We start from the raw sequence: 25,659 nt of genomic DNA, 5'->3' as shown, positions 1-25,659 counted from the left end.
CTAACAATAACAACCTCATATTAACAGTCAGATTGGCTCTATACCATGCATTATTCTAAACTCCATGGACATTTTTGCTCTGAAATTCCGAAGGGCTGATGCCTGTCATTCTTTTAAAAATTCTGCTGAAATAAAATTCATCCGTAAATCCAAGGGTTTGCGCAACCGCTTTGATTTTTATGTCCCCTTCAAGAATCAGCTCTTTCGCTTTATCGATTTTCATTTTATTAAAGAACACAATAATGGAATAACCTGTAATGTCTTTGAATGCTCTCGACAAATAAGCAGGTGATAGTTGCACCAAATCTGACAATTCGTTCAAGCTAACTTTCTCATTAATCTTTTGATGCATATAATTAATGATTTTTTCTACTTTTAATGAAGTGGAGTAATTTTGACTTTGTTTTTGTGTATTTTGAGCAATCGCAATGATTAACTGTTGTAACAAGGTCTTCGCTACAAATTCATATCCTGGCAGTTTAGTATTCCAGCTCTGAATCATCCTCCCGAAGATATCTTCCACCTGATAATAATCCTTCAATTCAGTTATAGCTTGAAGATGGAGTGTTTCTACCTTGCCATTAATTCCCCAATCCCCCTCGTTCATACTCACCTTTGCATAGTTGAAATGAACGGACAGAAAACATAAAGGATCTTCTGCATCTATTTCTATAGAATGCTTAACATCTGGACAAATGTAGAATAACATCCCAGCTTTAAACAAATGTCGTTTTCGATCGATCATAAAACTACTCTTCCCACCAGTCACTAAGAGGAGCTCATGATGCTGAAGGGTTCGAACGATCTTACTCGAATTTCTCCTGGGCTCATTGAAGTATCTGTAATTACAATACAGAATGTGAAAAAACAAATTACTTATATTCATAAAAGACCTGTCCAAATGTCCACCGAACGTTCGATCGGATCGTATTCTACATCATATCCGAACGTTTCGGATATAAATCGGAGGGGAACATAGGTCGCGTAGCCGTATAGATGAGGTGGGCTATTCATCTGCACAGCTTGTCCATTAATGTAGGCTGTATGATCGTCGATGGTCATCTTCAGAGAAAGTCCATTTTTTTCAGCGGTAATCGTGCGAGTTGCCTTGTTCCATTCTACCCTGGCTCCAAATAACTCAAAGAGATAACGCATAGGCACTTCTGAAATGCCATTCACAATGTTTAGCGGTGGTGCTGATAGAAGTGGCATATCATCAATGTTCAACTGATACAGGAATGGGCTTGTCTTAAAGGTCCACTTTTTCACTAGCGTTTCGCCACCAGATTGAAATGAAACCTCCGCCGTATACTCCCGATCCCCCCTCAATTGACGCTGCGCTGTTAGTACATACCCGTAACCAGAATTGAGTTTCTTAACCTTAAGCGGGATACTAATGTGCCTATTACCTGCTTGTGTGCTCAGTTCAGCCTTAATGTCCGCTACATCCCGTAGACTACTAAAAACCGTAAGTGTTGTAGCTTCTCCTTGAATTAACTGCTGTGCATTCATTTTGTAAATGTTGCCTGACCACACTCGCGTCATTCCATCATAAGGAAATACGCTCGCAGTCGCTGGTGTAGTCATTACGCCTTCTGACTTCAAAGCACCAACAATCACGGTAGACTTACCCACTCGTGCAATGCCAATAGAAGCAACTGCCGGGGTCAGCATCACTTCCCTGCGATCATGCATAACTGCTAGCTCGTTAATCTCTGAAGCCATATCAAATTCATCATAGGCCCGCTCTTTCATATATACGGTTTCCATAATTTCCGGTACTTCTCCGCTAAAACCCGAAGTTAACACTCTCTCTTTAGGCGTTTGTTGGGTAAAGAACTCACGACCTTTCACTTCTATAGATAAATCGCCTTCAGACTTTATCGTAAAATTAGCATTAGCGTAGCGAGCATGATTAATCGCCGCCTTAACGAGAGCAGGATCAAGTTTCACTTCATCCAACCCCATTTGTTGCCGAATTTTATTAATCGAAGCTAGTGCTTTTAGTTGCTCCGCACTACTAGTTCCGTCAAACAATACTTTTGCGGCTTGTACCTTTGTGACATCAATCAATGGAGTGATTGCCATAAGCAGCAAGACGCCTATAAGTATCCATTTTTTACGCATAGTTCCCCTCCTCAAAATTCCATATCTTGTTAGACGACATTCTTCCAGAAAGGTTTCTGTAAAGCAGTTCAAAAACACAAAACAAACCACCCCGTAAATGAACTTCACCTCAATGGTTAGACACACAATCAGAGGCGTATTTCATTATAGAGTGGCTTCTCTGTAATCTCTTATGGTTTCTGAATAAACAGTTGTGTCCAATAATGTTGATATTGACTAGTAGCAGTTCCCCCTACATAACCAACCCCAATATCCGTAAAGCGAGGATCCAAAATATTAGCTCTATGACCAGTACTGTTCATCCACGTTCTCATTACTGCTTCAGGTGTTGCTTGGCCCGCCGCGATATTTTCTGCATAAGCACGCCACTCCACTCCAAATCGATCTAGCATTTGAGAGGGGGTGCCATAAGTTGGAGAGGTATGACTAAAATAGTTATTATCCCTCATATCTCTTGATTTCAAAACCGCAAGATCAGTTAGCCGCGTATTTAGAGTTAAGGCAGCGATTCCTCTACTCGTCCGTTCTTCGTTGACTAATCTAAAAACTTGCAATTCAAATGCGTTAGCTTGTCTAATATGAATCCTTGACTTCCCTACTCTTTTCGTTACGGGACTACGTTTCGTTTTTATTCCTTTACTCAAAGAACTTTTGACTCTTCTTATTGAAGATATTCTTTGCTTCATGATTTGCCCTCCTACAATGTATTTACAACAATATATTGTGGAAGAGGTCTTCACGCTTGTACCAAAGTCTATAATTCTACTATAAATTTTGTTAACCCTATGTACTTGATTTCTCTTTGACTTGACATGCATGTGTTACTTTATGTTAATATAAACAAATCATGAACGTTGATATATCATCTATTTTTCTAATTAGGAGAGATCACATGGATTTCAAAGACCCGCTAGGGTTAGTTATTCGAGATTTACACTTAGAAATAGCCAATTATTTAACAAAATTGCTTGCACCCGTTCGGCTTGCGCCTGAACAACATTTACTTATGGCTTTGTTGCTTGAGAAAGAAGGTCTATCTCAGAACGAGATTGCTAATAAACTTGGGAAGGATAAAGCCAGTGTTGCCCGAATGATCGCTAGCTTAGAGAACAAGGGGTACATTCATAAAGTACCAAGTACGCAAGACCGTCGTTCGGTAAATGTTTTTGTCACAGACGAAGGCAGGAAATTAGAGACTACAATCAATGAGGTGACAATCAAATTAAACGAAATTATAGCGACAGGATTCTCTCCTGCGGAGTACTCAGCGCTAACAACTTTGTTAACTCGTGTGCAGAATAATGTAAGTGAGGCATAAATGCATATCCTCCGCTCTATAGTTGACATATCATCTATTCTTCAAAAATAACACGAATCAATTCTGAAAAGAGGTTTATCCCTATCATGGAATCAACAGCAGCTGTTCAAGTTAAACGTCCCGCCCTAATGGCCTTCTCCCTTATGCTAGGAGCATTCGTCGGACTATTTAGTGAAACCGCCTTAAATATGGCTTTTACCAACTTAATGGATGAATTTTCAATCAACGCCTCAACGGTTCAATGGCTAACCACAGGATATTTACTTGTATTAGGTATCCTCGTTCCGATATCCGCCCTATTAATGCAATGGTTTACCACTAGACAATTATTCACAGCATCCTTGTTATTATCTATCATTGGTACTTTAATTGCTGCCCTCTCCCCCAATTTCACCTCCTTATTAATTGCGCGTTTAGTGCAAGCCTTGGGAACTGGTTTATTGCTGCCCCTAATGACGAACATTATTCTAATAATTTTCCCTGCACATAAACGTGGAACTGTCATGGGGATGATGGGACTTGTTATTATGTGTGCACCGGCCATCGGGCCAACTTTGTCTGGTTTGATCGTGGATCATTTGGGCTGGGAGTTTATCTTTTGGACAAGTTTACCTTTATTATTATTTACATTTGGATTCGGATTAACATTTATCGAAAATGTAGCCAAAATCTCTAAACCTAAAATAGATATTTTATCCATTCTACTTTCTACTTTCGGATTTGGTGGCATCGTATTTGGATTTAGCAACATCGCTGATCATGCTTTAAGTGAAATCATTGTCTATCTGCCTCTTATCGTTGGTGTCATCAGCTTAATCCTGTTTGTATTAAGACAGTTTAAGTTGGAAACGCCGATGCTAAATTTACGAGTGTTTAAATATCCTATGTTTACAATAGGTCTGATAATGGTCTTTTTAGGAATGATGATCATCTTATCCTCTGCCATTTTATTACCGTTATATTTAAAAGGAGGTTTATTATTATCAGCTACAGCTGCAGGAATTCTACTCCTTCCAGGCAGTGTGATTAACGGAGCTATGGCTCCAGTTACGGGTAGAATATTTGATAAATTCGGTCCGAAATTATTGCTGCCGCTTGGATTCTCCATCGCAACCATTGCAGGTTTTCTATTTACAAGCAATTCTACTGAAACCAGTAACCTGACCTTTATTTTAATACACTGCGCTATGTTTATCGGATTAGCTATGGTCATTATGCCCGCTCAAACCAATGGCTTAAATCAGTTACCCGTGAAATACTATCCGGATGGGGCTGCTGTTATGAACACACTTCAACAAATCGCAGGTGCTCTTGGTACAACATTCGCTGTTACGCTAATGTCTAGCGGACAAACACGATTCGCTAATACACATCCAACTGCTGCACAGCCTGAAATTTTAACCGCAGGAATTACACATGCATACTTATTTATCGCAGCGATTGCAGTTATCGGATTAATTTTATCGTTATTTGTGAAGCGTATTAGAGTTTATTAATTTTAATCAAAAAAGACAGTGGACACGAGCTGTCCGCTGTCTATATTTTAATCAATAGTTTTTTCATAAAATACTAAAGTTAATTTATCGTTTATTCGCTTTGTTTCTTCTGTTCGTTTATATCCTACCTTTTCATATAAATAACAGTTCCTCTGCTCTTGCTCAATACTATCCAGCTCCCATTTTTTCGCGTCATTATATCTCTGTTCAATGATTGCAAAAACCTGCTGGGCGATCCCCATCCCCTGGTATTCTGGCATAATAAATATGGGGCTGACACGGTAAGTATTGTTTTCCTTTTTAACGATTCGGACACCGCCCACAGCAATATCAGAAGTCTTAATCATAAAATAATCTGTAAAAGACTGATTAATTCGATCTATCATTTTTTCTACGGACTCATTGGCAGGGCTGGTTTCATAATCCTTATATTTCTCCAGTAATGGCATAAAGGCTTTGACTTGCATTTAATGAATAAATTCCGCATCACTTACGTCTGCTTTATATAAAGAAATCCCCATAAAGATGTACCTCCATTAAAATATATTACTATCAATAAGGTTTATGGTTTGTTTTTAGGTATGATATAGAGTGATCCGTCTTCCTTGTATTCAGCATAAGCAATGTCCTCAACGCATTGATAGCCATGCTCCTTGATCCATTCCTGGATCTGTATCTTATTCATAGTTCTGCCACGCATCGAATCTTCTAGCAGCCTACCTTTATCAATAACTGTAATGGAAAAGGAGGAAGACTGCTCCGATTGCTCCTCTTCAGACTTGCGCATAATCGACAGTGAGCCATTCGTTTCGAGCAGAGCATACTTTACTTCACTTAGAGAAAAAATATTTTGCTGCCGCAGCATAAACAGCAGTTGGGTAAACTCAATATCGTATTTTTCCATCAAATCCTGATTCACTTTACCATCGTCAATAAGCAACACCGTCCGGCCTTCCGCCATGTTCCCGAACTTCACAAAATGGGTCGTTGCCTTTTCAAACAAATAAGACAAAGCGGTCCAGATGAAAAGCGCAAACAGCAGATGCCAGATCTTCACCTCATTATCATATATCGTATTCCCTACAATCTCACTTAAAATCAATGATGACAGGAAATCAAGTGGCGTCAATTGACTAAGCGTCTTGCGGCCAGTAATAAAGGTAATGATCCACAAACCAAAGAAACTAATGATCAGTTTGACACCTATAGTTACAAATATCTCCATTGCTGCACCTCCAGCTGGGACTTCGCACAGGGTCGTTGCCCTTATGACACGAAATCCATTCATGAAAGGTATTACACACTCCTAGTGGGGGATAAACAGCAAACGAGACGCTCTGCAACTTGCCCTTATGTTGGAATGGTGATAAGGAACGTTGTGCCTTTGCCTTTTTCACTATCAACTTCAACAATGCCTTTCACTTTATCAATGGTACTGTAGACCATAAGCATCCCCAGTCCCGTGCCTTCAGCTTTGGTCGAATAATACGGTTTACCGAGACGCGATATTTCTTCCTTTGTCATTCCAATGCCAGTATCGCGAATACTGATAATAATATTTTGTTTTTTTTCCGAAATATCGATGAACAGCGTACCACCGTCCTTTTCCTTCATGGCTTCGATTCCATTTTTATATAGATTAATAAGACATTGCTGTATTTGGTTCCGATCATAATTTTTGAATAGCGAATTATTAAAATTAAATTTGACCTCTACTTTGTGCATAGTGGCATAAGGCATGATGATATTCTTAGTATATTCTGACTCCTCCTGCATGTTGGAATAAACCATATTATCGGATTGCGGCTTAGCAAATGAAAGATAGTCACTCACGATTTTTTCAGCCCTCTGTAATTCTAATAGAGATAACTCTACGTACTGTTTCTCCTCCCTTGTGATCGTCTTAGATTTATTCAACAGCTGCAAAAAACCGCTGGTCACTGTAAGCGGGTTTCTGATTTCATGTGATACACTTGCCGCTAGCTCGCTCACGACATTTAATCTTTCAGATTGCATAATTCGGTCGCGATTCTTAATATTAGTAATAATCTTTTCTATTAAGATCATATTGATACACATCACCCCGACATGCGTCGTAAAGGCATTTAAGGTGAGAAACCAATATTCCCTATTTAAACTCCCCTGTGTAAAACCTAATATAATTAGGTAAAATCCCATCGTCAGAAAAGAAATTATTGTTGCCGCGATGATGCGACTTTTCGAATCTAGCTTTAAGAACCTTTTACTATATAGAGGAACCAGGATTAGGATTGAAGTGGCGAAAAGAAAGGATTGTAACGTACCCTCTCCCCCCACATAGAATCGATAGATATTTAAAAGGATATATAGCGGTAGAACGTTCTTGTATCCACCAAAAAGAGCCACAATGATAAACGGGATATATCTCAAATCAAAAATAAAGCCCATATCGAGTTTAAAAGGTTTGGCTATACAGAGACACATGGTCACTGCCGACAGTAGAACTAGAATCTTACTATTATAAGCAAAAGCACGATTCTCAAAGAAAAGTAGAAAAATTAAGATTGGAAACAATAAAAACAAAAAATTCAAAAGCAAAGTCTCAAACAAGGGATAACTTCCTTTCAGCCTAGTGTTGCTTAAAAGACAGCGTACTGGAAAAATACGCTAAAGTAATATTATAAGTAATGTTCCCCTTATTAACTATGTATTTCTCAACCATTTTTCAAATAATAAAAAAAAGCACCTGACGGCGTCCTTGGAGGTAAAGTTACAAGCTGAGTACATCCGTAATTCCATACTCGTATCCGTGTGAGGTTCCGCTTACCAACCGTATAGCCTTTATTTCGATGAAATAAGCACATATATTAGGGACGGACCATATTGCACTTATTCCCTAATAACAATCCCATTCCGGGTGAATCAGGGCGAATAACGGCACTGGCTCGTTTACGTTACCAGCGGCACATTGTATTCGGTTTTTCGCATACATTTGGCTCGTTTACGTTACCGGCGGCACATTGTATTCGGTTTTTCGCATACATTTAGATCGTTTACGTTACCAGCGGCACATTGTATTCGGTTTTTCGCATACATTTAGCTCGTTACGTTACCGGCGGCACATTGTATTCGATTTTTCGTATACATTTAGATCGTTTACGTTACCGGCGGCACATTGTATTCGGTTTTTCGTATACATTTGTCCGTAAGCTCGACTAAAACATGCATTTCGGAGGATAAAAGGTCCACTCGGTCGTTCTACATCCCAAAGAGGCGTGTGCTTAATAAAAAACAGGGCTCCCCATGGCCAACAGTTGAATATAGGACCATCCATTGAATTTGTTTCACATTTCTCCGCAGTCTCAAAATTTTACAAATTCTATTATTTCAAAAAACATCCAATGGATGCTTTAATGATGCGATGATATTCTTACTCGTAATTTATTTAACGAATCGAATTATGATTATTTTGTCTTTTGTAAACCTCTTATTACGATCGATACAAGCAATATTCCTAAACATCCCCCTGTAATAGGCGAAACCACAAGAATACCAATTATATTCCTGCTCGAACTAAAAAGTAACTTCATACTAGTTACTGCTATCGCTACAACAACTACTGATGTCCAGAAAATATTTTTTTGTATTGTTGTAACTGTTGGTATCATTGTTACCGTTTCTCGATGTCGATACAACGACCTAACTATGATCCAAGTTACCATGAGTAATCCGAATATGGAAAACGAATGCTGCAATATTTTATAAAGAGTGAAATTATAAATCACTATATCCCTTAATGGGGGAAATTGTTCTACAAAGTAACCATTGAAATGTGTAAAACCATCGATGAACACGTGAGTAAAGAAACCAATAATCACAGATATGATGAACACTATCCAGCCCTTAGAAGTCAATCTCCACTTGCTCAAGGTATTGTACGCTCGTTGATCTATATTATAGTTCGAAGGAAGATGTAATACTAATATCTCCTTAACTAAAAAATGGAAAATCAGTGCAATAATCACACATAGGGGAATTGCCTGTAAAAATAATCCTGTTATAGAATGCCCTATACTTTGATGGGGCTCAAGCATAATAAAATATTCAAAATCAGGTGACATACTTCCTAGAATCAAGCCGGTAGCACTAAAGTATTTTGGTTTCACATATTTAAAAGGAAGTGCAAAAATAGGATGAGCAAAAGTGAAAGGCATAACAATCTCCTAGTGTTTATTATATTTTTTTAGCAACAAAGGTTATACAATCTGTTGTCAGTTTTACGGGTTGGCCTTTTCTATCAATTTCATATTCTATTTGTTTTACAAATCGTTGTTTAACTTCCCATTCAGTGTACTGCTGAACTAATAAATCCATCATTCTTACTGTAGGTATATTCACTTCAAACATCGGGTCTAGTTCTTGTCCATTTTCAAGGTTTACCTCTTGTATGTTCGATCCGATAATAATGCAATTGATTCCATTTCTTTTAGTTCCAATAATCATTTCGTTAAGCTTACTTTCCAGAGCTTTTTCCGAACTTATATGTTCCAAGGCAGATACAGCTAAGATAATGTCATATTCCTCTTGATCGATAATGAAATATTCAATGTCAGATAGTCTTGTTACAATAAATGGTTCGACTCCAAATTTTCGACTATAACCTTCCAATTTTTCTATGGCCGACTCCAATAAATCAACACAAACTACCTTCCCATTTCTATTTTTCATGGATTCCGCTATGGGGATACTATTCCTACCAATCCCAGCTCCTAAATCTAATACACTTAAGTATTCTTGATCTCTGTATTCTTCTAATAGATCGATTACCGTCTTTACGGGTCTATGTAGCCAGGAACCTGGCTCGAACAAATTATAACTATCGTAACACAAGTTATGATATCTCTTCTCTTCAGTTCTTATATTCGCTACTCTGTCCATATCACACCTCGAGCTTTCCTTATTACATATTTTCAACTAAGCATTGTACTGCGTTCAAATAAAACCTAAAATACTACATATATAGGATTTTTTTAATATTACACACTATGAACTCCCTATGATAATGAAGGAGATGGTTAACGTAGAGCCTACTCATCTACCACATCATAGCTATATCCACGCGACGGAGCTAGCTATTCAATACATGAAGGAGCATCTTGATGAAGAAGTAACTTCAGAGCAACTCGCTCATCTAGTCGGTTATAGCGCCTATCACTTCACTAGAATATTTAAGAAGGCAACAGGAATTTCACCACGCCAATACTTGTCCGCCTTGCGGATAGAATCTGGTAAACAAGCTCTGCTGAAACAACCTTCGTTGCTAACGAAGATTATGCTCTCGATAGGCTTCCGAAGTGCCGGCTCCTTCCATCATCGGTTCAAGCAATTCGTCGGCCTATCACCTAAGAAGTTTGCAGCCACTTCGTCTGAATTATTCTCCCATATGAATCAATATGAACACACACCCTTAACATCTGATACATTGCCATCCTCACCACAAATGTGCATTCACTGTCAACTAGAGACACCACCGGATTTTCGCGGTCTATTATTTGTAGGTTTATTTCCACGCCCCATTCCCGATCAGAAACCCATCGTCGGTACTGCGCTCAATATGCGCAATCGCGAATGCATATTTACTGATATCTCACCTGGTACGTATTACATACTTGCAGCAGGTATTCCATGGAGTCGTAATCCTGTTGACTATTTTAAGTTAGATACATGTTTGCGAGGGAAATTTGATGAACCTGTTGAAGTGAATATTACAACGAAGTTGCACGTACATCTCCTCTTAAGAGATCCTCTCCCGTATGATCCACCAATCGTCGTTAATTTGCCGCTGTTATTGTTTGAGAAATTTAACCGAAAGCGAGCAAACTAGAAGACTTTACAAGCTGATTAATCACATATACTTAATCAAAATTGACAGTAATCTTCCTGATAAGAGGTGACCAGATGAGTCTAGTATCACAAATCGTCGTTAACAGTAATCTAGAATTGGTATGGAAGGCATGGACTGAAGCGGATCGTCTATCGGAATGGTTTGCACCAGAAGTATTAGTCGAATTGAAGGAAGGCGGGAAATACGAACTTTACTTCGATCCTATCAACAAGCGATCGATGAGTACTGCTGGCTGTAAAATACTTCGGATAGAAGCACCTCATACACTCGTCTTTGAATGGAAAGGTCCTGATCCGTTCACTGAAGTCATGAATAAGCCCGCAAATCTAACACAGATTGAGGTGAAATTGAAAGCTCTTTCCGATGGTACACTTGTTACGATATGTCATTCGGGATGGACAGAATCTGAACCGTCACAAACCGCTAGAAGCTGGCATGAGCAGGCTTGGGCACAGATGCTTTCAAGTCTTAAGAGCAAGTTAGAGGCAGGTCAAGGAATATTGTGCTGTCAATAAATGCTCCTATCCCTTGTTTGTGCATGTATTCTAACCTATTGGAGGAATAATTGTATGCCTAATATCAGTGTTATTTCTATTAACATAGCAGATATGACTGTTGCCATTGATTTCTATTGTAATAAATTAGGATTCGAAATCTCCACCCAATATGATGATTGCCTTGTTAGCTTGAAGCACGAACCTATCCCGATTGTACTCTGTCAAGTGGAGCTCAATACTCAAGTTCAGTATCCAAGAGAATCGCAAGTTGTAATTGGACTCCAAGTCGAGGACCTAGTCGCTTCTATTCAGCAATATAAGCTGCTTGGTATCAAAGTGCTATACGATGAACCTCGCGAGTGTCCTCCAGGCATCTATAACGCCATTGTAGATCCGTTTGGCAATGTAATTGAACTGTTGGAATATAGATAATTAGTATAAACCGTTACTTGCATTTTCGAGTAGCGGTTTCTCTCATTGCTATGAGACATCGATCAATACATGGGAGCCAGTTCCATCTCCGATACGTGAATTGTGATTTGATACTGCTTCAAAGTAACGATGATTTCACGAAACGGTTCGAAATCTCCAAGTATAAAGCAAATCAAAGTCGTAATACGGTTGTTAGCTCTTCTTCAATAATTTCGCCGCTGTCACGGAAACCGAAGCTTTCATAGAGCCTTTTAGCGGGCAAGTTATCAGCCTTATAAGAAATCCAGCAATATTGTGCGGGGCCTGCCGGTAAAGTGCGGATAAATTCTAAAATTTTTGTCATGGCTTCTCGGCCGTAGCCCTGATTCTGGTATCGTTTATCAATCATTAGTCGCAGGATACAATAGCTATCATTTACAAAGGATGGCACTTCATATCCAGTAATACCATAAGTCATCATCACAAAACCAATCGGCTCTTCATCCGCATAAATGGCAAACGGAAATGGATGACCACCATTGGTTACAAGGACATAACACGAAGCCATGCTTGATAAATTGGACGCTACGAAGCGACGTTGATCGTCTGAAACCTCCAAATTGAAAATGGCACGTCGGTTTTCTAGTGTGATCTTTCTGAGAGTAATCATGCTGGGCTTCTCCCTTCATATCTAAATTATTGAGTTTGGATATTATATCATCAATTTCCATGTTTTGTAGCGATAGTCTGCCCACTAGCTAAAAAAGGCTACCGTTCAATCGGTAGCCAGGATGAAGTACTTATGTCTTTTATTTCCCTAGAAATCCACCTTCAGACTTAATCACTTGCCCCGTAATCCACTGCGAATCATCACTCGCTAAGAAACTAATGCCTCTAGCTGCATCTTCTGGCAAACCGATTCTTCCCATTGGAAACATAGGTAAAAAATGAGTTTTCATCTCATCCGTTATCCACCCGGAATCCGTAGGACCCGGATCAAAACCATTAACTGTGATATGTAGCGGAGCTAAACCAACAGAAAGAGGTTCAATTAATCCAATTAATGCACCCTTTGTCAATATATAAGCCAGGTTATCAGGGTCAGGCCCTTTAGAAACCATAAAAATAATTCTACCTGGAGTCCCCTTTGAATGATTCTTTTCGAATCTTCTGGCAAATTCAGTACTGAGTAAAACCGTGCCACGATTGTTCACTACATAGTGTTGATCTAACGAAGTGATGCTCAGGTTCTGATAATTCGTGGGCACGCAATAAGCTGCATTGTTAATCAAAATGGAAGCATTTCCTAAAGTTTGTTCTACCTGATCCATAATCTTTATTGAGATTTCAGGATTGGAAAAATCTGCTTCCATGTGACTCGCCCTGACTCCCAAGCTTTTCAGTTCTGCACAAAGTTGCTCCGGCTATTCCTTTTCTCCACCATTCCCTTCCGTTTCATCAAAAGGATGCCAATGCGTAAAGAAAATATCTGCCCCCTGGCTTGCAAGTGAACGGCATATGGCTGTTCCGATTCCTGTGGATCTGCTTGCTCCAGTAACGATTGCTATTTTATTTTTCAATGAGTTCATCTATACCATCTCCGATCATAAATTAGAAGGATAGATAGGTAGAGATCCATAGACATAAGCAGATTCAGCATCACTAATCTATAAGGGAGATAGTGTACCGTCTTATTAATTATGTGAATTAGTGTAGGAACAGTTACTGTTCTATCCTTTAACAATAGTAGCTGAAATTCTGCTTCAAACATAGATAAACTTTCCAAAACTATTAATGAATTTACATCGCTTGTAAGTCATCCCTTCAGCTTCGTTCCTCTACAAGTTCTAACGCCCTGTTCTTCTCATCAAACTTACTGTTATGTGAGGAGACCTGCGCTCTTGTTGACGCATCCGGCTCGATATACAACTTGGCGCTGTTCACGGCTAACGCTGCATCCGTAAAAGCTCCGGCAATAAGATAAAGCTTGCTGCCGTAATTTGCCGTATCTCCAGCCACGAACACTCCCGGAAGATTGGTTGCCAGCTTCTCGTCCGCATTAAAATTCCAATCCTCTCTCACTAACCCCCAATCTACAATAGGGCCTAAATCCCCGCGTAGCCCATGATTAATTAGGACGGCATCCACCGCAAGACGCTCCTGTTCTGTTTCATCCGTCCATTCCCCGTCCGCATTTAATGGAGCGATTGAAACAGCATCAAGGCGATTGCCATTCCCATATAAATCCTTAATGGCATATGGCGTAAGAACTTGAACGCTCGATGCCTTCATCCGCCTCACATTCCGTTCCATACCACTGAATCGTTCCCGCCTGTGCACGAGCGTAACCGATGAAGCGATTCCTACTAGTTCATTAGCCCAATCGACAGCTGAATCACCGCCTCCGGAGATTAGCACTCTTTTACCGCGAAAGCTTGCCACATCCGTAACGTTATAATGGAGATTATCCTTTTCGTAATTTTCCGCTCCGGGCAGGTTAAGCTTAGCAAGCTTTAGCGCACCATGGCCTATGGCCAAAATCAGCGTCCGGCTCCAATGCTGCTCTCCGGTCGCAGATGTTATACGCATCGTGCCATCAACCAATCTTTCCAACCCGGTAATTTGTTGCCCCAGTACAATGGTCGGATCAAAAGTTTGAGCTTGCTGGATCATGAGCTTTGTCAGCTGTGCTGCGCGATTCGGGGCCATGCCGCCGACATCCCAGACGATCTTCTCCGGATACATTAATGTCCTTCCTCCGAGTTCCTCTCTCGCCTCAATCAGTTTCGTCTTCATGTCGCGCATTCCACTGTAAAAGGCAGCATACAACCCCGCCGGTCCTCCACCGATTATAGTTACGTCAAAAAGCTCCAATTTCTGAACCATTCTTTGCCTCCCTCTGTTCTCATCCTCTTGAAAGAAGATCTAAATCTTCTTGCGCTTAAACAGCAGATACATGAAAAAAGGAGCTCCAATGCCTGCTGTGAACACGCCTGCCGGAACATCTAGCGGTTGAAAAAGCATTCTTCCTGCCAAATCCGCCAACAGTAGAATGATTGCACCTATTAACGCGGATACCGGGATGATCAGCTTGTAAGAATTTCCAACAAGCATTCTGGCGATATGCGGTGCCATCAATCCGATGAACGATATCGTCCCGGCTACGCCAACTGCAGCACCGGCAAGTGCAACGCTATAAAATAAGAGAATCATCCGGCTTAACTGAAGCCTGCTTCCAAGCCCGCGAGCGACATCCTCACCTAAGGATTGCACATTTAATTCCTTCGCGAGTAGTAGCGATAAAGGAATGAATACCGCTACCCACGGCCACAGCACTTCAATATAACTCCAATTGGTGCCGTAGATGCTTCCCGTCATCCAATTCAGCACTTGTGCGGCCAAATAAGCCGGCCCGCTAATTAGCAGAAACGTAGTGAGCGCGCCCATTGCGGTAGAAATGCCAATACCGATCAGCACCAGCCGAAACGGCGAAACACCTTTTTTCCAAGCAAATACATAATTAATAGTTGTCGCAACCAACGCGCCGCCGATGGCAATGAACGGTACCCAGTGGATACTGTAGCCGGTCACGAAAGTCATGAAGGCAACCACAGCTACCGATGCCCCTCCGGTTACACCCAGCAGATCGGGCGAAGCGAGAGGATTGCGGATGACGCCCTGTAATAGCGCACCCGCTACTGCCAATGCTGCGCCAATGAGTATAGCGGCTACTATTCGAGGCAAACGGAACTGCATAATGATCAGGTTACTGGCTTCTGCGTTTCGCCCCGTAAGAGAAGCAAGTACCTCTTTTAATGGTACGCTAACTCCCCCAACGGATAAACTAAGGAGCGACAAGGCGGCAACGATACAAGTTAAACCTAAAAACAACAAGAACGAATGCTTCGCTATACGCGCTTTAAGCATGCTGTTTCCTCCTAGCCACATGGATCAGAAAGGGAACTCCGATAATCGCCGTTGCGACACCAACCGGAACTTCTCTGGATTCCAGAATAAAGCGCGATGCTAAATCCGCAGTCACCAAAAGAATCGCCCCAACTAATGCGGTATAAGGAAGCAGCCATCTAAAATCATGCCCAACGATGTATCTGCATAAGTGAGGGACAATAAGTCCTATGAAAGCAATTGGACCAGCTGCTGCTACCGAGCTTCCCGCCAATAGTACAATTGCCGTAGCCGACAGCACGCGGACCAGCGTTAGACGTTGTCCCAAGCTCTTCGCGCTATCGTCTCCAATCGCCATAATATTTAACGAGCCCGATAGTAATAATGAGATCGTCATTCCTATTGCCATATAAGGCAGAACCATCAGTAAATGCTCCAGATTTCTTCCTTCTACAGAGCCAATCATCCAGAATAGGGCAGATTCCAACGACTGCTTATTAATTAGAATAATGCCGGATGTAATAGAGGAAGCGAAAGCTGCCATACAAGCGCCGGCCAAGGTCAGCTTTACCGGCTCGAAACCGCCTCCTTGCAATCCAAGCGTATAGACGACCACCGATGTTGCGACCGCACCTGCGAAAGCAAGCCAGACCATGCCGCTCATCGTTAACGAGGAACCGAATACGAGTAGCCCGATGACAATAAATAGCACAGCGCCCGCATTTACACCGAAAACAGAGGGCGAAGCCAGCGGATTTCTTGTCAGAACCTGCATAATTGCCCCGGCTACTGCTAAACTTGCCCCCACCAGTGCCGCAATCAGGGTTCGGGGAACACGAACCTTCGTCAGAATAAGATGTTCGTTGGAACCGTTGAATTGACTGTAAGCCAGCCATAGATCTTTCAAGCTGAATTGATGAAGACCGTACAATACACTGCATAACATACTAATTAGAAGCAAAATTGCACCGACAACTAGGCCGGCGAGCTTTCGCTTGCTTCGGAAAGAACCATTCACGTCTGCACCGAGCCTCCTATTCATTGGCAGTCTTAACAACAAAACTGCCGGAATCGTCAACAAGCTGACGCGAATACAGCGCCAGCTTGTTGATTCGATCCGCCTTTATTATTTCACATCAAAGTATTTAACGAGTTCGTCCAGCAACAGATTGGCTGCTTCATATCCGCCTGCCGAGTTCCAGATCGCTTCATCGACTTGAATCACCTTGTTGTTCTTTGAAACGCTCAAATTTTGGAACAAAGGATCTTTTTTCCATTCCTCCACGACCTTCGATGCATCGTCCTTGCCCGGAGTCTCCGACACGAAATAGAAGAGCACATCACCATCCATGCTAGGAATCGTCTCTTTGGTCATAACTTCGATAAAGGAGTCTTTATCCTGCGACTCAGGCCGGGCAATTCCTAATTGGCTCAAGAGCACGCCGGAGAACGTTTGCTTCTGATAAATACGCACTTGTTTCGCGGAGAAGCGCACCACCGACACTTTCGTGTCTGCTTTGCTACCGAGCTTCGCCTTGACTTCCGCAACTCGTTTATCGAAGTCCGCCATCGCCTGCGCTCCTTCTTCCTGCTTGTTTAAAGCTTCGGAGTAGAGCTTGAAATTAATCTTCCAATCTCCTGCCAGGTCATCGGAGAATATCGTCGGAGCTATCTGCTTTAATTGGTCGTAGATTTTCTCTTGTCTGACCTTATTACCGATAATCAGATCCGGCTTGAGGCTCGCGATCAATTCAATATTCGGCTGAAGCTCGTCTCCCACAACCGTAACGCCTTCCATGTCTTTCTTGATATGGTCGTACCAAGGGTCACCAATCCAAGACTGAACGGCTCCGACCGGTTTGATGCCCAGTGCCAAAAGTGCCTCTGTTCCTTCATTGGTCAATATGACAACACGTTCAGGGGCGCCGGTAAGCGTTTCTTCCCCCATCGCATGCTTAATCACTCTTGTGTCATTGCTTACATCCGTCGACGGACTCGCAGCTGGACTTGCGGAAGTTGCAACATTATTAGTAGACGCACTGTTGCTTGTCGGTGTGACATTCGTTCCCCCTGTCGAGCATGCACTCAAAAAGAGAACAAAACAAAATAATAAGGTTGCTGCCATTGTTGTTCTTGACTTACGATACATCGGTATTTCCCCTTCTCTTTTATATTGATAATGATTCTCAAACTCATTACCAATATAACGTTGCTGCCTTCTAGCAACAATGGGAGATCTGAACACGAAGGATGGATTATTTCGACGTTGCTCCTGTTGCAACGCTGCTTCTTTAAAGCTGGTGGGAGAAACACCCTCGTATTTCTTGAAGATACGGCTGAAATAATAGCTGTCGGTATAGCCTACACTCTCGGCAATTTCCTTCAGCGTGAAATCTGTGGATAGAAGCAACTGCTTCGCTTTGCTCATCCGCAATTGAATCAAATAATCGATCGGGCTCGTTCTCACTTGCTTCTTAAAGGCGTGCAGTAGCTGTCTGGAGCTGCAACTAAGATGTTCAAGCAGCGTCTCAAGCGTTATCGGCTCCCGATAGCGTTCATGAATATAACGAACCGCTTGGGCCACCAAGTCAGGCTTAATGGCTATGATATTCTGGCGTTCCATCTGCTCTAGAATTTCATAAACCATATGATAAAATATCGCTTTAACTTGAAGCTTATTGAGTAGATCTGAACGATGCCACTCCTTGCTCATGGAGGTGACATGATGGAAAACGGAAATCGGATAATGGGGCTTAAATACATATTGCATTTGAAACGGATTGTGCTTCTCCATCAGCTTGATCGTTTCTTGACGGGATGGTAGTGCTAGTACCGCTTTATACAAAATAATATAGTATTCCAGCAGCTCATCTGCCGTAATATCAAGGTAGAGACCCTTGCCCCCATGGAGCAAGGAAAACCGGCTGATGCGGTGTGCTATGCCGTCCAGTTGGAGATGTGCGCTACCTCTAGTCACATATAAGAAGACGCTTGAGGGCATTCTGTACGCATGCAGCTCCTCGCCTTGTTCCATTCTTGTATGTCGTATATCTATGATCTTGATGAATGCCTGATTCCATAGCAAAGCTTGATCATTCAATGTCACCGTCTTGCGCTCCCCCTTCTCTATCACTCCATGTTGAGAGATTTATACCCCCATCATATATGATAATGATTATCATTTACAATGATATTCGCAGAACTATTTTCCAGCAGTGTTACTGACAATGGAACGTAAAAAAGACGAGCAACCGTTGATGGTTTGCTCGTCTTTCTATCAATTTAATAAATGTTTTATTTCCTCCCCATAGCTGATGTGTGTTGAAGGATTTTCGACACACATTCATCTAAGGAAAACTTGTCTGTCTCTACGATCACATCCGGGCTAACGGGCTCCTCATATGGAGAATCAATACCCGTAAAATGCTTGATTTGTCCGGCTCTTGCTTGTTTATATAGACCTTTCGGATCTCTCTCCTCACATACTTCCAAAGGACATTGAACATAAACTTCCTTGTAGGAATCCCCTATGAGAGAACGGACCTTATCGCGTGTAGAGCGGTAGGGAGAGATCGAGGCAACGATCACATTCAGGTTCGCATCAAGCAGAATCTTACCAATTTCACCAATTCTTCTACCAACTTCCAATCGATCTTCTTCGCTAAATTGAAGATCCTGATTAATACCTCTCCTCAATGTATCACCATCCAGAATGTAGCAATTCTCAATGTGATTTTTCAGTTCCTCTGCAAGCGTAGATTTACCTGAACCCGATAGTCCAGTTAGCCAGATCATTTGATTCATAGATACGTACCTCTTCCTGCTTGATTCTATTGTTAAAATACTTTGTATAGTTATTCTAGCTTAAACACAATTTCAGTACCTGTCCCATCCTTCTTTAAGGGTGAACTAAATTCCCTGAACTCTAATTTAATACCGGAGATATCGTCGGGGAGGGGCGGAGATACTACGTAGTTATAAGCTGCATGTCCTGATGAACTTCCGCCATTCGTCATTCTACTGTCATACGCTTCTCCTATATACAGCTCAAAATGGTTAAGTTTATTGGCATATAATTCAGAGGTAATATCCCAATCTATACTAAGCGTGACAACACTTGCATTACTGTATTGTCGTATAGAGGTCAGTGTATAGAAGAACTCATCTGCCTCAATAGATTGTAGAACAGCAATATGTTTTCTAAAACCCGTTGGCTCGACCATCGGCTTAAAATGATCTTCACTAAATAATGTCCCAAATACCGTTTTCAAAAAATCCTCGTAGAGTTCAAACTTCGCCGCCCAATCTGAAATATACTCAAAAGATGGGATTCCTGGATTATTATCCGAGCGTTCCTTACGTTGTTTTATCAATGCACAAATCTGCTCATCGATATCAGTTATTCTTTGATCGTAATGCTCGGTTGGGCGTATAAACTGCATCCGTTTCATCTTAGTCCTCCTTATTGCAATTCTTTTCATTCATATGCTCATTAGACTAGCGTTACTTCAACAAACTATTTTATACATTTAAACACGAGAAAAAGTGGGATTCTCATCCTTCTCTTATACTCGCCTTCACTATTAAAAAACTGAGGATTTGGTTTACATTCTCTAATATCCTCTATTTTAAATCCAACATGTTTCAGTGACTGAAAATACTCTTCAAAAGTTCTGTGGTACTTAACTACACTTTCTCCAATCCAAGACTCCATTCTCTTACCCATTTCAAAATAGTTATCGACGATCCAGTCCGACTTTCTTTCTGAAGTTGTTGCACTTTTCATGGATGATGTTAGAACCGGATGCTGTACACTAAAAATAAACTGACCATTAGGGATAAGCGCACTACGGCTACTATCAAAGATTGGTTCTAGGTCTTGTAAATAATGAACAGCCAACCGAGAGATTACCAAATCATATTTCTCTTTTGGGTAATTCCAACTCTCCATAGTAGCATGGTGAATCTCACTTTTAGATGTATTTAACAGTTCTTTTGCCGCTTTGACCATATTACTTGAACCTTCCACACCTTCGTAAAAGTTACATCCCTGCTCAAGCAACTCATATCCGAACTTAGCATCCCCGCATCCTAAATCGAGCACCTTTTTCCCAAGTACATCGCCCATAAGATCATATATAACCGGCTTTTCAATAATGTTATTTGGGCTATCCGCTCTGTTTCTTCTCAATAAATAGTTATAGAAAAAATCTTCATTGTCATACACCGATGACCCTTTGTAATCCAACAGAATACCTCCTTGCTGTAAGAAAATTCTTTTGGGTAATTTTAGCATTTAAAACAACCTTATACTACCGATAATTTCATTTACCTCTTAAACCTATCATTAAAAAAACACCCCAAAGAGTCTCTCTGAGGTGTCCAATTCTTAGTGTTTGATTGGCAACGTATAGTATCCAAAAGCAAGATCAAGTAATGCACTCGCTTCTTGGCGAAGCAAAGGCTTTTTAGAACGAAAATCGACAGTCCCGTCATCATTCACTTTTGTATCAGGATCTATAATGCCTTGTGACACTAATGCTATGATCGAATCCGTGGCCCATGAGTCTGTGTCACCTTTAAGCGTAATTTCTGAAGCTTGCTTAGCTTGTTTTAGATTTTGAATCATAACGGCTGCTACTTGTCTTGTGATGACAGCATTACGATCAAAACCAGGGATTCCTTTTTTCGTTAATTCTTTATTCCCCTCAATTAAATGAGGAAAGCCGTACCATCCATGGGCAAGAATTAGAGCATCCATAAACTCACCTTGCGTCATCGTTCCCTGTGGTTCGAAATTGTTGCCGGATTTAGCACTTATCACATCAAGCGAATACAGATTGTCGATGTAGGATTTATAAGCGCTCTCCTCAGATACATCAGCGAATGCTGGCTTCGTGTGAACCTTACGAGCATCTGAAACAAAGTCTGGGCTATTAGGATTCGTATAATAAAAGTATTCGATCTGATCTTTATGATCTTTTTTAAAAGCCAATTTGTTACCTAATTCATCTTCGAACAATAGCGGATTAATCATTCGTAACGTATGTGTACCGCTTGTTCCAGTCTCCATAATAAGATTGCCATCTGCATAGGTGAAGTTCGATTTCAAGAAATAGAATCTGGTGTTCAAATAAGTTCCAGTATATTTAGTAGCTTCTGATGCAGGCAATGGGAGATACGTTGGCGCCTCTGGTGCTTTCTTTTCAGGAAAATAGTGATCCATCAAGGCTTCATAAATGTCTAAGCTCATCATTGTGTCATTGTTATAGGACATGTAGAAAGCGGTATTCTCCTCAGGCAATAATACGATCAGTGATTGATGACCAGGCATATTTCCACCTTTGAGAACCACATGATAGCCATTCATCAGATCATTACGATACCCTTCAAATCCTCCAACCGTCGTCATCGGAAGCGATTCATTCGCAAATACAGAGTAGGTTTGCATCATCTTCGTGGTTTCTTTACTAATGATTTGCTTCCCATTCACACTACCTTGTTGTTGAAAAAGAGTTAAATATTTAGCCATATCTTCTCCTGTGGAAAGGATGCTGCCCTGGGGCCCATCGGTAGGAGCATGCCCAAAGGTTGGATGAGGTTTACCATCTGGTCCATAATGCGTGGCCATTCTAGATAAAAGCTCTGGGGTAAATCGAGCACTAGTAGAGTTCATTCCTAAAGGTTTAAACACCTGGTTCTCCATATACTTATAAAACGGGATGCCACTTACGTTCTCAATCGCATAGCCCGCAAGTAAAAACGCAAAATTATCATAGGTATACGCTTCACCAGGTGTCCGAACGACCGTCGGCATATGCTCCGTCATAAACTTTTTCATGGGAATGTCTTGATCTACATATTCCGGTGCAACAAAGTTAGCTTTATCCGGGTAATCAAAGCCCGTTGTGTAAGATAACATATTTCTTAAGGTTAACGGAGTTTCCGTTTCATTTGGTACTTTCATACCTCCAAGATACGCATTGATATCGTGATCAAGATCCATCTTTCCTTGTTCCACTAGCTGCAGAGCTGCTAGTGCGGTAAATGTCTTCGACACGGATGCGATCTGAAAGACGGTATTCTTATCGACAAGTGTTTTCTTTTCTTTGTCCGCATATCCGTACCCTTTATTCACGAGCACCTTTCCGTCTTTAACCACGACAAAATTGGATCCGTTCACATTGTATTCCTTCATTTTCTGCGCAAATATTGGGTCCGCGAAAGCCTCGATTTCTTTTCCATTAAAAGATCCTTTCGAACTTGTTGCGTTAGTGGAGACTGGAGCTGAACATGCTGTAAATACAGTTGTTGATAATAGTAGTGCGATGACGCTGAGCCTGCGTGTCTTTTTCTTCATAATCCAATCTCCTCAATTTGGTTATTTGTGATTAGTGAACCTGTTCTGAGTATCACAAACAGATTGTCATTCTAGCTAGAAACGTTCTGTCACCAATTAGCTTTGTTACATGTCATATGACATAACGGTTTAATCAAAAAAAAGACACCAACAAGGAGTCAGTGTCTTTCATTTCGTATATTAGTCTAGAAGAGCTTATAGCCATCTCGAAAAATTTTTATGAGTTACTTTGATCTGATTTCGTTCGGCCCAAGCTTTTAACTGTTTCATTATTTCATCTTCATCTTTTTGTGACAGAAAATTAAAGCATAATTTATAAGGAACAAATTTATTCACTTTAGGTCTAATCCCAACTACAGGACTAAAATATCCTTTTATATATATGTCATTAATCCGCTCTGCTTCTATTCCTAGATCTTCTATTAATATAGATTCCGGTTGAATCTGAATTTCAACAACTCTTCTGATCGTAAATATCCTGTAGACTAAAACAATTGCAACAATGAAACACAAAATAGCCTGACCATAAAGTAAACAAGAAAGCACTAAGTTGTCACTACTTGTATAGCGATAGTTTAGATTATAAATTTGAAATAATTGAATCCCCATTAGCAGACTGATATACACCAGAAGTGGTATTAACGACGGACGCCTCACTCTATAAACCTCTGTATTATCCATGTGCCCCTCCTTTTCTCACGTCCATATAGATTACCATATGTTATAAAAAATGGATATTGCACATTTCTTCACTTCACAGGAATCTCAATCACTTTATTGTATGTCTTCAAATAGTGCATCCCTTCTATTAGTAGTGACTCAGGCTCTGCTTGTGTATCAAATAATAAAGTTCGTTCTTTCATTAGTTTGCCGTCCACTTGCTTTGTCTCTTTTTGATTAATCGTTGTTTTTAAAGGTGTACTCTCGTTGTTCGTTACTATAGACACACCATCCAGCATTACATCATCGTCAGAAGCGATTGTTATTTCGATGCCTTGAGAGGTTTTGGAGACATCTTTTAACCATAATTCTTTATCACCCAACATAAATGGCTTATCACTAAGGGAAGTCAGGGAATACTTTGCGTCCAGCTTTTGATATCCAGGAAACTCTTTAACGACTAGTTGCATGGAATGTAGCTCCTTAGGCAATGTGTCGAAGCGAATATCAAATGTTCTTCCACCTAATGAGGTTTGATTACCACTACCCAGGATCTCAACAGGTGTTCCATCGACAATTAATTGTATCCCATGTAATCTAAGCTTCACTCGATCAAAATTATCGACATCCAGCTTCCCTTTTACTACAGTCATCGTTGGTGTAGCTGTGATTGATTTGAAGGTAATCGTACCTTTGTCGACTTTAATCTTTTTATTGATCGATTGTTTAATCTGAGTTTCCATGGCCTCATTAGGGTTATAAGGGAACGTAACTGTTCCTTCGCTCATCTGGCCGTTCTCTACTAGCTGCTGCCAAAAGTGTAACGTTAGTTTTTTTGAAAATGGATTTACGCTGTCAAACGACATCTGACCTTTAATCTCCGTATGACCTTCATTGATTAACGCAGTCCCACTTACTACGTTTGAATCGGTTAAAAAACCACTTATTTTTGAGGGTCTAAAAGCGTCTACAGACATATCCTCTAGTCCATTTGGGTTATTTAAGGTGTAATACATAATGAATTGATTGGCGTCCGCCATAATTCCGTTAATGGTAAGAGTTGTTCCGTCTAGTAACGTAGTTTTCTTGTTGATGTTTTGACCCAACCCTTTTTCATTTAGCTGTTGTAAAGTTGTGCCATTAAGCAATTCATCAAAGCCAAAAAGCTGTTTGCCATAATATGCAAAAGCATTGTAGTTTTGTCCAGAGATCACTGTTACCAATAAAACAACCGCCGCAACCTTCCAAATCGGTGCTATTCTTTTCGTTCTTTTTGCGGGAGCCGAATTCAAAGCCTTTCTTAATCTCATTTCTAATTCTTCAGGTGCGGTAATGGATGCTATGCGCGTCTTCTCATCAGCTAATTGTTGCTCGACATTATTGTTCATCAACATCACCTCTGTACTGATTTTTGAGCGTTTGTAATCCATGGTAAATTCTTGATTTAACCGTTCCTATCGAAACCTTTGTAATGTCAGCTATCGTTTGATAATCGAGATCATGAAAATACTTTAATTGAATCGCTTCTCTCTGATGTTCATTTACTTGTAACAACAAGGTCTCCATATCCATTTGCTGCTCACTTCTTCGATAAGGATCATTACTACTCACTACTTGGCCTATTTCCCTATCGTCAACCTTACTCCAATCCTCTAACAGCACCAGCTTGCCGCGCTTATGAAGGAGTCGCTTACAGCCATTCACCAAAATCGTCTTACTCCAGCTATAAAATGCTTCCTCTTTCTTTAGTTGACCAATCTTTTCATAAAGTGTGACGATCATTTCGTCCATGGCATCCATGGCATCATGCGCATTCCCCATATAGCTGAACGCTAGCCTATAATAAACGTCTTTTTCAGACATGATTAAGTGGAGCAATGCTTCTTTATTCCCCTTTTTGGCTTTTTTCACCCAACGAGCAACGTCCATGCCTTCACCTCTCTCCCCTATAAGAGTTAGGAGTAACTTAAAAAGTTCATTTCACATAAAAATAATTTTTT

Annotated in this window: 25 protein-coding genes and 1 pseudogene; 5 read left to right on the top strand and 21 right to left on the bottom strand. The window is 40.7% G+C overall.

The window, feature by feature from the left end; genetic code table 11:
• Positions 1 to 55: 55 nt before the first annotated feature.
• The 3 genes from PAENI_RS24340 to PAENI_RS24330 form a co-directional block, all read right to left on the bottom strand.
• Complete coding sequence (locus PAENI_RS24340; protein WP_149646954.1) at positions 56 to 886, bottom strand: AraC family transcriptional regulator; 831 nt, start codon at positions 884 to 886, stop codon at positions 56 to 58.
• Entirely contained in the window at positions 883 to 2,127 is a 1,245-nt protein-coding gene (locus PAENI_RS24335; RefSeq protein ID WP_149646953.1) for a stalk domain-containing protein, read from the bottom strand. The genes PAENI_RS24340 and PAENI_RS24335 overlap by 4 nt, the downstream gene beginning before the upstream one ends.
• 170 nt (positions 2,128 to 2,297) lie before the next feature.
• The gene (locus PAENI_RS24330; RefSeq protein WP_188114664.1) at positions 2,298 to 2,813 is read right to left on the bottom strand and encodes a CAP domain-containing protein; all 516 of its coding nucleotides are present in this window, start codon (positions 2,811 to 2,813) and stop codon (positions 2,298 to 2,300) included.
• Between the two features lie 206 nt (positions 2,814 to 3,019).
• Between PAENI_RS24330 and PAENI_RS24325 the strand changes: the two genes are divergently transcribed.
• Together PAENI_RS24325 and PAENI_RS24320 are read left to right on the top strand one after the other, a co-directional pair.
• Positions 3,020 to 3,445, top strand: coding sequence for a MarR family winged helix-turn-helix transcriptional regulator (locus PAENI_RS24325; RefSeq protein WP_188114663.1), 426 nt, complete (start codon positions 3,020 to 3,022; stop codon positions 3,443 to 3,445).
• A gap of 86 nt (positions 3,446 to 3,531) precedes the next feature.
• Complete coding sequence (locus tag PAENI_RS24320) at positions 3,532 to 4,941, top strand: MDR family MFS transporter (protein WP_149646950.1); 1,410 nt, start codon at positions 3,532 to 3,534, stop codon at positions 4,939 to 4,941.
• Between the two features lie 47 nt (positions 4,942 to 4,988).
• Here the strand turns inward: PAENI_RS24320 and PAENI_RS24315 are convergent, their stop codons facing one another.
• The 5 genes from PAENI_RS24315 to PAENI_RS24295 all read right to left on the bottom strand — a co-directional run bounded on the left by PAENI_RS24315 (position 4,989) and on the right by PAENI_RS24295 (position 9,858).
• Positions 4,989 to 5,408 carry a GNAT family N-acetyltransferase gene (locus PAENI_RS24315; RefSeq protein ID WP_262495707.1) on the bottom strand — a complete coding sequence of 140 codons (420 nt, stop codon included), beginning with the start codon at positions 5,406 to 5,408 and terminating at the stop codon, positions 4,989 to 4,991.
• 95 nt (positions 5,409 to 5,503) lie between these two features.
• Complete coding sequence (locus PAENI_RS24310; RefSeq protein WP_149646949.1) at positions 5,504 to 6,166, bottom strand: DUF421 domain-containing protein; 663 nt, start codon at positions 6,164 to 6,166, stop codon at positions 5,504 to 5,506.
• 125 nt (positions 6,167 to 6,291) lie between these two features.
• On the bottom strand, positions 6,292 to 6,957 hold the full coding sequence (locus PAENI_RS32715) for an ATP-binding protein (protein WP_262495706.1): 666 nt from the start codon (positions 6,955 to 6,957) through the stop codon (positions 6,292 to 6,294).
• A 1,427-nt stretch (positions 6,958 to 8,384) separates the two neighbouring features.
• Positions 8,385 to 9,134: a DUF4184 family protein gene (locus tag PAENI_RS24300; protein WP_149646947.1), complete on the bottom strand. Its 750-nt coding sequence runs from the start codon at positions 9,132 to 9,134 to the stop codon at positions 8,385 to 8,387.
• 19 nt (positions 9,135 to 9,153) lie between these two features.
• Positions 9,154 to 9,858, bottom strand: a complete 705-nt coding sequence (locus PAENI_RS24295; RefSeq protein ID WP_149646946.1) for a class I SAM-dependent methyltransferase — start codon at positions 9,856 to 9,858, stop codon at positions 9,154 to 9,156.
• 124 nt (positions 9,859 to 9,982) lie between these two features.
• Between PAENI_RS24295 and PAENI_RS24290 the strand changes: the two genes are divergently transcribed.
• The 3 genes from PAENI_RS24290 to PAENI_RS24280 all read left to right on the top strand — a co-directional run bounded on the left by PAENI_RS24290 (position 9,983) and on the right by PAENI_RS24280 (position 11,754).
• Positions 9,983 to 10,804 (top strand): AraC family transcriptional regulator, encoded by an 822-nt coding sequence (locus tag PAENI_RS24290; RefSeq protein WP_316502905.1) that lies wholly within the window; start codon positions 9,983 to 9,985, stop codon positions 10,802 to 10,804.
• Positions 10,805 to 10,878: 74 nt separating this feature from the next.
• Complete coding sequence (locus tag PAENI_RS24285) at positions 10,879 to 11,340, top strand: SRPBCC family protein (protein ID WP_149646945.1); 462 nt, start codon at positions 10,879 to 10,881, stop codon at positions 11,338 to 11,340.
• Between the two features lie 54 nt (positions 11,341 to 11,394).
• Positions 11,395 to 11,754, top strand: a complete 360-nt coding sequence (locus PAENI_RS24280; RefSeq protein ID WP_149646944.1) for a VOC family protein — start codon at positions 11,395 to 11,397, stop codon at positions 11,752 to 11,754.
• 172 nt (positions 11,755 to 11,926) lie between these two features.
• Here PAENI_RS24280 and PAENI_RS24275 read toward each other — a convergent pair whose 3' ends face one another.
• The 13 genes and pseudogenes from PAENI_RS24275 to PAENI_RS24215 all read right to left on the bottom strand — a co-directional run bounded on the left by PAENI_RS24275 (position 11,927) and on the right by PAENI_RS24215 (position 25,588).
• Positions 11,927 to 12,403 carry a GNAT family N-acetyltransferase gene (locus tag PAENI_RS24275; RefSeq protein ID WP_149646943.1) on the bottom strand — a complete coding sequence of 159 codons (477 nt, stop codon included), beginning with the start codon at positions 12,401 to 12,403 and terminating at the stop codon, positions 11,927 to 11,929.
• A gap of 139 nt (positions 12,404 to 12,542) precedes the next feature.
• A pseudogene (locus tag PAENI_RS24270) lies at positions 12,543 to 13,322 on the bottom strand (SDR family oxidoreductase).
• Between the two features lie 235 nt (positions 13,323 to 13,557).
• Positions 13,558 to 14,619 (bottom strand): NAD(P)/FAD-dependent oxidoreductase, encoded by a 1,062-nt coding sequence (locus PAENI_RS24265; RefSeq protein ID WP_149646942.1) that lies wholly within the window; start codon positions 14,617 to 14,619, stop codon positions 13,558 to 13,560.
• 39 nt (positions 14,620 to 14,658) lie between these two features.
• Positions 14,659 to 15,660, bottom strand: a complete 1,002-nt coding sequence (locus PAENI_RS24260; protein ID WP_149646941.1) for a FecCD family ABC transporter permease — start codon at positions 15,658 to 15,660, stop codon at positions 14,659 to 14,661.
• Complete coding sequence (locus PAENI_RS24255; protein ID WP_262495705.1) at positions 15,653 to 16,681, bottom strand: FecCD family ABC transporter permease; 1,029 nt, start codon at positions 16,679 to 16,681, stop codon at positions 15,653 to 15,655. The genes PAENI_RS24260 and PAENI_RS24255 overlap by 8 nt, the downstream gene beginning before the upstream one ends.
• 84 nt (positions 16,682 to 16,765) lie before the next feature.
• Complete coding sequence (locus PAENI_RS24250; protein ID WP_149646939.1) at positions 16,766 to 18,745, bottom strand: AraC family transcriptional regulator; 1,980 nt, start codon at positions 18,743 to 18,745, stop codon at positions 16,766 to 16,768.
• A 188-nt stretch (positions 18,746 to 18,933) separates the two neighbouring features.
• Entirely contained in the window at positions 18,934 to 19,473 is a 540-nt protein-coding gene (cysC, locus tag PAENI_RS24245) for an adenylyl-sulfate kinase (RefSeq protein WP_262495725.1), read from the bottom strand.
• 20 nt (positions 19,474 to 19,493) lie between these two features.
• Entirely contained in the window at positions 19,494 to 20,090 is a 597-nt protein-coding gene (locus PAENI_RS24240; RefSeq protein WP_149646937.1) for a hypothetical protein, read from the bottom strand.
• 65 nt (positions 20,091 to 20,155) lie between these two features.
• Positions 20,156 to 20,887: a class I SAM-dependent methyltransferase gene (locus tag PAENI_RS24235; protein WP_149646936.1), complete on the bottom strand. Its 732-nt coding sequence runs from the start codon at positions 20,885 to 20,887 to the stop codon at positions 20,156 to 20,158.
• Positions 20,888 to 21,028: 141 nt separating this feature from the next.
• Positions 21,029 to 22,999 (bottom strand): serine hydrolase domain-containing protein, encoded by a 1,971-nt coding sequence (locus PAENI_RS24230; RefSeq protein ID WP_149646935.1) that lies wholly within the window; start codon positions 22,997 to 22,999, stop codon positions 21,029 to 21,031.
• Positions 23,000 to 23,194: 195 nt separating this feature from the next.
• Entirely contained in the window at positions 23,195 to 23,680 is a 486-nt protein-coding gene (locus tag PAENI_RS24225; protein ID WP_076120707.1) for a hypothetical protein, read from the bottom strand.
• A 68-nt stretch (positions 23,681 to 23,748) separates the two neighbouring features.
• Positions 23,749 to 25,089 (bottom strand): DUF4179 domain-containing protein, encoded by a 1,341-nt coding sequence (locus PAENI_RS24220; protein WP_262495704.1) that lies wholly within the window; start codon positions 25,087 to 25,089, stop codon positions 23,749 to 23,751.
• Positions 25,037 to 25,588, bottom strand: coding sequence for a sigma-70 family RNA polymerase sigma factor (locus tag PAENI_RS24215; RefSeq protein WP_149646933.1), 552 nt, complete (start codon positions 25,586 to 25,588; stop codon positions 25,037 to 25,039). Before PAENI_RS24215 ends, PAENI_RS24220 begins: the two co-directional genes overlap by 53 nt.
• Positions 25,589 to 25,659: the final 71 nt, after the last annotated feature.

The sequence above is a fragment of the Paenibacillus sp. B2(2019) genome (assembly GCF_008370385.1).
Classification (GTDB): Bacteria; Bacillota; Bacilli; order Paenibacillales; family Paenibacillaceae; genus Paenibacillus_AQ.
The sequence above is the reverse complement of the archived record's forward strand: the minus strand, read 5'-3'. Positions and strand labels throughout refer to the sequence as shown.

What these genes read in the sequence shown, in the direction of transcription:
- PAENI_RS24340 (WP_149646954.1), bottom strand. Translation starts at nt 886, where the DNA reads ATGAATATAAGTAATTTGTTTTTTCACATTCTGTATTGTAATTACAGA.
- PAENI_RS24335 (WP_149646953.1), bottom strand. Translation starts at nt 2,127, where the DNA reads ATGCGTAAAAAATGGATACTTATAGGCGTCTTGCTGCTTATGGCAATC.
- PAENI_RS24330 (WP_188114664.1), bottom strand. Translation starts at nt 2,813, where the DNA reads ATGAAGCAAAGAATATCTTCAATAAGAAGAGTCAAAAGTTCTTTGAGT.
- PAENI_RS24325 (WP_188114663.1), top strand. Translation starts at nt 3,020, where the DNA reads ATGGATTTCAAAGACCCGCTAGGGTTAGTTATTCGAGATTTACACTTA.
- PAENI_RS24320 (WP_149646950.1), top strand. Translation starts at nt 3,532, where the DNA reads ATGGAATCAACAGCAGCTGTTCAAGTTAAACGTCCCGCCCTAATGGCC.
- PAENI_RS24315 (WP_262495707.1), bottom strand. Translation starts at nt 5,408, where the DNA reads ATGCAAGTCAAAGCCTTTATGCCATTACTGGAGAAATATAAGGATTAT.
- PAENI_RS24310 (WP_149646949.1), bottom strand. Translation starts at nt 6,166, where the DNA reads ATGGAGATATTTGTAACTATAGGTGTCAAACTGATCATTAGTTTCTTT.
- PAENI_RS32715 (WP_262495706.1), bottom strand. Translation starts at nt 6,957, where the DNA reads ATGCAATCTGAAAGATTAAATGTCGTGAGCGAGCTAGCGGCAAGTGTA.
- PAENI_RS24300 (WP_149646947.1), bottom strand. Translation starts at nt 9,134, where the DNA reads ATGCCTTTCACTTTTGCTCATCCTATTTTTGCACTTCCTTTTAAATAT.
- PAENI_RS24295 (WP_149646946.1), bottom strand. Translation starts at nt 9,858, where the DNA reads ATGGACAGAGTAGCGAATATAAGAACTGAAGAGAAGAGATATCATAAC.
- PAENI_RS24290 (WP_316502905.1), top strand. Translation starts at nt 9,983, where the DNA reads ATGAAGGAGATGGTTAACGTAGAGCCTACTCATCTACCACATCATAGC.
- PAENI_RS24285 (WP_149646945.1), top strand. Translation starts at nt 10,879, where the DNA reads ATGAGTCTAGTATCACAAATCGTCGTTAACAGTAATCTAGAATTGGTA.
- PAENI_RS24280 (WP_149646944.1), top strand. Translation starts at nt 11,395, where the DNA reads ATGCCTAATATCAGTGTTATTTCTATTAACATAGCAGATATGACTGTT.
- PAENI_RS24275 (WP_149646943.1), bottom strand. Translation starts at nt 12,403, where the DNA reads ATGATTACTCTCAGAAAGATCACACTAGAAAACCGACGTGCCATTTTC.
- PAENI_RS24265 (WP_149646942.1), bottom strand. Translation starts at nt 14,619, where the DNA reads ATGGTTCAGAAATTGGAGCTTTTTGACGTAACTATAATCGGTGGAGGA.
- PAENI_RS24260 (WP_149646941.1), bottom strand. Translation starts at nt 15,660, where the DNA reads ATGCTTAAAGCGCGTATAGCGAAGCATTCGTTCTTGTTGTTTTTAGGT.
- PAENI_RS24255 (WP_262495705.1), bottom strand. Translation starts at nt 16,681, where the DNA reads ATGAATAGGAGGCTCGGTGCAGACGTGAATGGTTCTTTCCGAAGCAAG.
- PAENI_RS24240 (WP_149646937.1), bottom strand. Translation starts at nt 20,090, where the DNA reads ATGAAACGGATGCAGTTTATACGCCCAACCGAGCATTACGATCAAAGA.
- PAENI_RS24230 (WP_149646935.1), bottom strand. Translation starts at nt 22,999, where the DNA reads ATGAAGAAAAAGACACGCAGGCTCAGCGTCATCGCACTACTATTATCA.
- PAENI_RS24225 (WP_076120707.1), bottom strand. Translation starts at nt 23,680, where the DNA reads ATGGATAATACAGAGGTTTATAGAGTGAGGCGTCCGTCGTTAATACCA.
- PAENI_RS24220 (WP_262495704.1), bottom strand. Translation starts at nt 25,089, where the DNA reads ATGGATTACAAACGCTCAAAAATCAGTACAGAGGTGATGTTGATGAAC.
- PAENI_RS24215 (WP_149646933.1), bottom strand. Translation starts at nt 25,588, where the DNA reads ATGGACGTTGCTCGTTGGGTGAAAAAAGCCAAAAAGGGGAATAAAGAA.